The organism is Moorena sp. SIO3I6, assembly GCF_010672095.1.
This window is the reverse complement of the sequence record NZ_JAAHHU010001387.1, coordinates 1-1,357: the sequence shown is the minus strand read 5'-3', so window position 1 is coordinate 1,357 and position 1,357 is coordinate 1. Positions and strand designations below refer to the sequence as shown.

Genomic DNA, 1,357 nt, shown 5'->3' with positions numbered 1-1,357 from the left:
TCCCCTCCTGGCATCACGTCGCCCCTCCTGATAACCATCATCGTAAGCTTCACGATGGTTAGCTGCATCCTTCTCAACGTAGTAACGAGGGACACTGTAACAGTATCTGATCTGATCCGCTTTTACTGGGGGAGCAAACAACAGAAGTCCCGAGAGTGTAGCGAACATGAGTAGAGTAGTAGAACCGATTTTTTTCATTGTGCTACCTCCTAATATATTTGGGATATTTGTTCTCTAGATATCCGTAAATACACTGTAGGTTCCATAAATTTCCAATCTCGAAATAAAACTTAATATTAAGAAGACGAAAAGATATAGGTAAACCAGACTAAAAACCTCGGTATATTCTCACTAATTTACAGAATTTGGCAGCAGCCTTAAAGAGCAGGTAAAATTCGATCGCTTGCTCTGTTAACGTGGGATTAAGTGCTAAAAATGACTATTCGGATTGGCAACGGTTACGATATCCATAAATTGGGCAAAGGTCGCCGTCTGATTATCGGAGGTGTAGACATTCCTCATGAATTGGGATTACTCGGTCACAGTGATGCCGATGTCCTGACTCACGCCATCATGGACGCCATGCTGGGAGCCTTGAGTTTGGGCGATATTGGTCATTATTTCCCCCCAACTGACGAAAAATGGGCGGGTGCGGATAGTTTGGTATTGTTGGATCAGGTGAATCAGTTGATCCAATCCCATGGCTGGGGGATTGGCAATATTGATTCGGTGGTGGTGGCGGAGCGTCCTAAGCTTAAGCCTCATATTAAGACAATGCGCGATCGCTTAAGTGTAGTGCTAGAGCTAAAGCCTGACCAAATTGGCATTAAGGCAACCACTAATGAAAAGCTCGGTCCGGTGGGACGTGAAGAGGGAATTGCTGCTTATGCTGTAGCCTTGTTAGTGAGAGATTGATCGGAAATAGTGATTCAATAGTGAATGCGATCGCATTTCTAGAAAAAATACTCTGCTTCTATAATAATGGTTCAAACCTCTTCTAACTGGCCCAGTTTGTTGCAACAGTTGTTGGATGGGCAATCGTTATCCAGTGACCAGGCATCACAACTGATGCAGGGATGGTTGAATGAAGAAATTCCGACCGTCTTATCTGGGGCACTTTTAGCAGCTATCCAGGGTAAAGGAGTATCCGCTACCGAATTGGCAGGGATGGCTCAGGTGCTACAATCCCAGTCGTTGCAGAAGACAACCATTGAACACAACCAACCCGTCATTGATACCTGTGGTACCGGTGGGGATGGCGCGTCTACCTTTAATATCTCTACCGCAGTAGCCTTCGTAGTGGCGGCAGCTGGAGTGCTGGTTGCTAAGCATGGTAATCGTTCTACTTCTAGTAAGG

The 1,357-nt window shown here is 45.5% G+C and carries 2 protein-coding genes and 1 pseudogene; 2 read left to right on the top strand and 1 reads right to left on the bottom strand.

Annotated elements, in window-relative coordinates:
- Positions 1 to 198: hypothetical protein (locus tag F6K49_RS49575; protein ID WP_366514360.1), on the bottom strand; the 198-nt coding region annotated here is incomplete at its 3' end.
- Positions 199 to 435: 237 nt separating this feature from the next.
- Between F6K49_RS49575 and ispF the strand changes: the two genes are divergently transcribed.
- The gene (ispF, locus tag F6K49_RS49570; protein ID WP_075898116.1) at positions 436 to 915 is read left to right on the top strand and encodes a 2-C-methyl-D-erythritol 2,4-cyclodiphosphate synthase; all 480 of its coding nucleotides are present in this window, start codon (positions 436 to 438) and stop codon (positions 913 to 915) included.
- Positions 916 to 981: 66 nt separating this feature from the next.
- Positions 982 to 1,357 (top strand): annotated as a pseudogene (locus F6K49_RS49565) (anthranilate phosphoribosyltransferase); the annotation flags it as partial.

Coding starts and splice junctions, on each gene's coding strand:
- ispF (WP_075898116.1), top strand. CDS start 436: ATGACTATTCGGATTGGCAACGGTTACGATATCCATAAATTGGGCAAA.